This is a genomic window from Streptomyces sp. NPDC005899, assembly GCF_040629645.1.
Lineage (GTDB): Bacteria > Actinomycetota > Actinomycetes > Streptomycetales > Streptomycetaceae > Streptomyces.
This window is the reverse complement of the sequence record NZ_JBEXWB010000372.1, coordinates 1-5,979: the sequence shown is the minus strand read 5'-3', so window position 1 is coordinate 5,979 and position 5,979 is coordinate 1. Positions and strand designations below refer to the sequence as shown.

Here is a 5,979-nt window from a genome sequence, read left to right as displayed (position 1 = left end):
GACGCCATCGACGCGGACGCCGCGCGCCGCACCCGCTCCATCATCATGTTCCTCGCCCCGCCCTGCGCCCGCGCCGGCGAACGGCTCCGGCCCGGTCGGGACGGCGACCTCGGCCGGGGCCCGGACCGGCTTCGCCCCGCCTGCCTAGGCGTCCGGGGACGGCGTCCGCGAGGGCGGGGTCTCCAGGTCCTCGAGCTGGATGCCCGGGGCCGCCAGGACCACGTCCCCGGCGATGTGGACGGTGTGCTGCTCGCCCGTGTCCAGTGCGTTGACCTGGTACTCCTCCACGATCAGAGGGCCACTGTCAGTGGCGTGCGCTTCACTGTCCACCAAGGCCCAGGACTGGTCGACGGTCCGGGGCGCGAGCACCGGGTCCGTGAAGGTGACCAGGCGGACCCGGGTGGCGGGGGAAGCGGGGGTGAGGCGCAGCAGTCGGGACGTGGCGACGAGGAAGGCGGGGGACGTGCCGGAGAAGGTGTGCGCGCGGACATTGCCCTCGGTGGCGTACGCGCCGGTCGGGTCGGTCCGGACCCAGGTGACCCCGTCGAGTGCGGCGCCGCGGACCTGCCAGCTCGACGCGTGGAGTTCGAGGCGGATGGGCCGGCCCAGGTCGTCCAGGGTCAGGTCGACGGAGCCCAGGTGGTCCCCCGAGGTGGCTGTCGTCTGTGAGACGTACCGCCAGCCGGAGGGGCCGGGGGCGCAGTGGAAGTGTTCGTCGCCGAGGGGGGTGTGGTCGTGAGGATCGTGGAGCGAATACCGGCCGCGGGGCATGGGGTCCTTCGGGTTCCTCGGGCTGTGCGGATGCGATGACGGCGCAGGCCCCCGCCACGGGGGTGCGGGGGCCTGCGCTCGGATCCGGATCTGCCGCTGCGGCGGCGCGCCGGCCGGTGGCCGGCGGGCGGCTCAGTAGCGGTAGAGGTCCGACTTGTACGGTCCGTCCACGGAGACGCCGATGTAGTCGGCCTGCTCGGGGCGCAGGGTCGTGAGCTTCACACCGAGCGCGTCCAGGTGCAGGCGGGCGACCTTCTCGTCCAGGTGCTTCGGCAGCACGTAGACGTCGGTGGGGTACTCCTCGGGCTTGGTGTACAGCTCGATCTGGGCCAGCGTCTGGTCCGCGAACGAGTTGGACATGACGAACGAGGGGTGGCCGGTGGCGTTGCCGAGGTTCAGCAGACGGCCCTCGGACAGCACGATCAGGACCTTGCCGTCGGGGAACGTCCAGGTGTGGACCTGGGGCTTGACCTCGTCCTTGACGATGCCGTCGATCCTGGCCAGCCCGGCCATGTCGATCTCGTTGTCGAAGTGGCCGATGTTCCCGACGATGGCCTGGTGCTTCATCCGGGCCATGTCACCGGCCATGATGATGTCCTTGTTGCCGGTCGTCGTGATGAAGATGTCCGCGGTCTCCACGACGTCGTCGAGGGTGGTGACCTGGTATCCGTCCATCGCGGCCTGCAGGGCGCAGATGGGGTCGATCTCCGTGATGATCACCCGGGCGCCCTGGCCGCGCAGGGACTCCGCGCAGCCCTTGCCCACGTCGCCGTAGCCGCAGACGACAGCGGTCTTGCCGCCGATCAGCACGTCGGTGGCGCGGTTGATGCCGTCGATCAGCGAGTGGCGGCAGCCGTACTTGTTGTCGAACTTCGACTTGGTGACGGCGTCGTTGACGTTGATCGCCGGGAAGAGGAGCGTGCCGTCGCGGTGCATCTCGTACAGCCGGTGCACACCGGTCGTCGTCTCCTCGGTCACGCCGCGGATCTCGGACGCCAGCTGGGTCCACTTCTGCGGGGACTCACCGAGCGTGCGGTTCAGCAGCGTGAGGATGTGGGCGTACTCCTCGCTGTCCGCGGTCGACGGGTCCGGGGCGGAGCCGGCCTTCTCGAACTCGACGCCCTTGTGGACGAGGAGGGTGGCGTCACCACCGTCGTCGAGGATCATGTTCGGGCCGCCGGTGGGGGTGTTCGGCCAGGTCAGCGCCTGCTCCGTGCACCACCAGTACTCCTCCAGGGACTCGCCCTTCCAGGCGAAGACCGGGACCCCGGCGGGGGCCTCGGGGGTGCCGTTCGGGCCGACGGCGATGGCGGCCGCCGCGTGGTCCTGGGTGGAGAAGATGTTGCAGGACGCCCAGCGGACCTCCGCGCCCAGGGCGACGAGGGTCTCGATGAGCACGGCGGTCTGCACCGTCATGTGCAGCGAGCCGGTGATGCGGGCACCTGCCAGCGGCTGCGTGGCGGCGTATTCCTTGCGGATCGACATCAGGCCGGGCATCTCGTGCTCGGCGAGGGTGATCTCCTTGCGCCCGAAGGCGGCCAGGGAGAGGTCGGCGACCTTGAAGTCCTGGCGGTTGGCGGCCGTCGTCATAACGGGCTGCTCCTCGTGATCGGTCGAGGGTGGGCTGGCTGGCTGTGGCGGTACGGGCACACCTATGCCCGGGCTGTCACAGTGCAGTCCGTCGGAGGCCCTCTCTCCCTCGGCCGGTCCGCGTCCGCGGACCGATCGACCGCCATCAGCAGCGACGTCTGGTACTGAGACGAATCTACACCGAACGGCCCAGCGAGCCCCAGCCAGTCCTGGCGTCGGGGGCCGCCTCCGGGCCGTTCGGGGCCGATCCTCAACGGGTCAGTGGCCGGATCCGTCCGGTGCGGACGGCTCCCCCGGGTGCGCCGGTCCGCCGGGGGCCTTGGCCGGGTCGGCCCCCGCGGCCGCGGCGTGCTCGTCGTAGATGTCGGGCTCGAGGTAGATGACCCGGGCGATCGGGACCGCGGCCCGGACGCGGGTCTCCGCCGCGTTGATCGCCGCGGCCACCTCGGCGGCGGACTCGTCGTGCCGCACGGCGATCTTCGCGGCGACCAGCAGTTCCTCCGGGCCGAGGTGGAGCGTACGCATGTGGATGATGCGGGTGACGGTGTCCCCGTCCACCACGGCCGACTTGATCTTCTCGACGTCCTCGATGCCGGCGGCCTCGCCGAGGAGCAGGGACTTCGTCTCGGCGGCGAGCACGATCGCGATGGTGATCAGCAGGATGCCGATGCAGAGGGTGCCGATGCCGTCCCACACACCGTTTCCGGTGCCCAGCGCCAGACCCACGCCACCGAGGGCCAGGATCAGGCCGACGAGCGCTCCGAAGTCCTCGAGGAGGACCACGGGGAGTTCGGGTGCCTTGGCGCGGCGGACGAACTGGGTCCAGGACAGCTTGCCGCGGGTGAGGTTGGACTCGGCGATGGCCGTACGGAAGGAGAAGCCCTCCGCGATGATCGCGAAGACGAGCACGCCGACCGGCCAGTACCAGGCCTCGATCTCGTGCGGGTGCTTGATCTTCTCGTAGCCCTCGTAGACGGCGAACATCCCACCGACCGAGAACAGCACGATGGAGACCAGGAAGGCGTAGATGTACCGCTCGCGTCCGTAGCCGAAGGGGTGCTGGGGGGTCGCCTCGCGCTGGGCCTTCTTGCCACCGACCAGCAGGAGGCCCTGGTTGCCCGAGTCCGCGAGCGAGTGGACGCTCTCCGCGAGCATCGACGACGAGCCACTGAACAGGAACGCCACGAATTTGGCCACCGCGATCGCGAGGTTGGCGGCGAGTGCCGCCACGATCGCCCTGGTTCCGCCTGACGCGCTCATGGGTGCCTGGTGTCCCTTCCTCGATGTCGCGGCACGGGCGCCGCGGTAAGGCCCGATATTCTTGCAGTCACTGGTGCGGACGGTACGTCAGACCACCACGGTGGCGCGGAACACGGTTCCGGTGCCGGATACTTCGATCGATTCGTCCGCCGGGACGAACACCGACTCACCGGGGGAGAGAGCCAGCTCGCCCACCACGGGGGTGCCCGCGGTGCACAGCAGGATCTGCGCGGCGGCCGCCGTCAGGTCGACGGAGGCCCCACCCGCGGGGAGGACGAAGCGCGAGAGACGGAACTCGTCGACCGGCGTCTCGTACACCTCCTCCCCCGTGGTCGCCGCCTCCGGGCGCAGCACCCCCGGCTCGGTGGACTCGAAGCGGACGATGCGCAGCAGTTCGGGGACGTCGATGTGCTTGGGGGTCAGTCCGCAGCGCAGCACGTTGTCCGAGTTCGCCATGATCTCTACCCCGAGGCCCCCGAGGTAGGCGTGGGGCACGCCGGCGCCGAGGAACATGGCTTCGCCCGGCTGCAGTTGTACGTAGTTGAGGAGCATGGCCGCGAGGACGCCCGGGTCGCCGGGGTAGTGGTGGGCGATCTGCGCGTACGGGGCGTGCGCGCCGCCGAGCCGCCGGGCGGCCTCGGCGGCCTCGGCGACCGTCTCGGCCATCCCCGCGGGGTCCGCCGTGAGGATCGCGGTGAGCACCTCCCGCAGGGCCGCCTCCTCGGGGCGGGCCCGGAGCAGGTCGACGTAGGGCTTCAGCGAGTCGACGCCCAGCGCGGCCATCAGTTCCGCGGCCTCGGCGGGCCTGCGGAAGCCGCAGAGGCCGTCGAAGGGTGTGAGAGCGCAGATCAGCTCGGGCTTGTGGTTGGCGTCCTTGTACGTGCGCTCCGGCGCGTCGATCGGTACGCCCCGGCGTTCCTCGTCCGCGTACCCCTCCCGGGCCTGGGCGAGGTCGGGGTGGACCTGGAGCGAGAGCGGGGCACCCGCCGCGAGCAGCTTGAGCAGGAAGGGGAGGCGGGGGCCGAAGGCGCGCACGGCCGCCGGGCCCAGTTCACGCTCGGGGTCGGCGGCGATGACGTCGGTCAGGGCCTGTTCCGCGCCGGTGCCCGAGGGCCGGTCGAGACGTGAGGGCGCTCCCGGATGGGCTCCCATCCACATCTCGGCCTGCGGTTCGCCCGTGGGGGCCGTACCGAGCAGCTCGGGTATGGCCGTGGTCGAGCCCCAGGCGTAGGGGCGCACGGTGTTGGAGAGCCGGTCCATGGCGTTCTGTCCTCATCACGGGCGTGGGTTGCAGGGGTATGTGCGAGACGGCTGGCAGGGCGGTGCAGGGGCCGGAGTCCCGGCAGGCGGGAAGGCCCGGGCCGCCGGTACGGCTCGTACCCGCGGGCACGAGCCTTACCCCGTGGACGGTGGGGACGGGCCCTGGCGGGGAGCCCGTCACCGCCGGTTGTCGGAGGCGAGGGCGAGGTAGACGGCGGCGAAGTCGGTGATGGCGAGGAGTTCGGCGAGGGTTTCGAGTTCGCTGCCGTCCTCGGGTTCGATCTCGCTGATCGCCGTCTCGTGGCCGAGGGCCAGTTCCCTCGCCGCGGGCGCCGCGGTCAGACCTCCGGTGGGCCGGTCGCGGAGCAGGACGACGCGTGCCCGCATGGCTTCGGGCTCGTCGACCCGGTCGCGGAAGAAGTCGTCCGGATCGGCCCCCGCCGCGAACGCTCCGGCGAGCAGCGCCCCGTGCGCGGGCAGCGCCTCGGGGAGTTCGGCCACGAGGGCCGGGCGGCCGGCGAGCTCGGCCAGCACGGCGGCGAATCGGCGCCCGACCGGACCCGCCGCCCCGCCCTCCGTCCACAGGAGCGGCAGGCTGTCGGCGAGCTCCGCGGCCAGGGTCTTGGCCGGGTTGCCGTACGTGGCGATGGCCGGCCCGCAGCGTTCGGCGGTGCGGTCGAGGCGGTCGGCGACCTTCTGCAGCACGTCGGCGGGCGCGTCGACCAGGCCCACCCGGTCCAGCAGGGCCAGCAGCGGGGTGAGCAGGGCCCACAGCGTGCCCGGGCCGGCGGCGGAGGTCTCGGCGTCGTACTCCCCGTGCGGGGCGGCGGCCATCGGCACGACGAGGCCGTGCACGCCGTCGACGGCTTCGCGCAGCGGCGACCGGACGGGCGCCACGGCCACGACCGTGCAGCCGCGGCGGTACGCCTGCTCGGCGAGCAGGGCGAGACCCGGCTCGGAGCCGTCCGCCGTGGCGATGAGCAGCAGGTCGACCGAACCGGCCCAGCCGGGCAGCGCCCAGCGCAGGGCCCCGGCCGCGGCGGCGACCCCGGTGGGGCGGATCCGGGTGACCGGTGCGGCGGCACCCGCGAGGGCTCC

The 5,979-nt window shown here is 72.0% G+C and carries 5 protein-coding genes; all 5 read right to left on the bottom strand.

Annotated features, from left to right (window positions below; all coding sequences use genetic code 11):
• Positions 1 to 144 precede the first annotated feature (144 nt).
• Entirely contained in the window at positions 145 to 771 is a 627-nt protein-coding gene (locus ABZ371_RS27935) for a hypothetical protein (RefSeq protein WP_358684571.1), read from the bottom strand.
• Positions 772 to 903: 132 nt separating this feature from the next.
• Positions 904 to 2,361: an adenosylhomocysteinase gene (gene ahcY, locus ABZ371_RS27930; protein WP_358684569.1), complete on the bottom strand. Its 1,458-nt coding sequence runs from the start codon at positions 2,359 to 2,361 to the stop codon at positions 904 to 906.
• 258 nt (positions 2,362 to 2,619) lie between these two features.
• Complete coding sequence (locus tag ABZ371_RS27925; RefSeq protein WP_358684566.1) at positions 2,620 to 3,621, bottom strand: cation diffusion facilitator family transporter; 1,002 nt, start codon at positions 3,619 to 3,621, stop codon at positions 2,620 to 2,622.
• Between the two features lie 87 nt (positions 3,622 to 3,708).
• Positions 3,709 to 4,881, bottom strand: coding sequence for a mannose-6-phosphate isomerase, class I (gene manA, locus ABZ371_RS27920; protein ID WP_358684564.1), 1,173 nt, complete (start codon positions 4,879 to 4,881; stop codon positions 3,709 to 3,711).
• 177 nt (positions 4,882 to 5,058) lie between these two features.
• Positions 5,059 to 5,979, bottom strand: a 921-nt coding sequence (locus tag ABZ371_RS27915; RefSeq protein WP_358684562.1) for an SIS domain-containing protein, incomplete at its 5' end; no start/stop codon positions are given.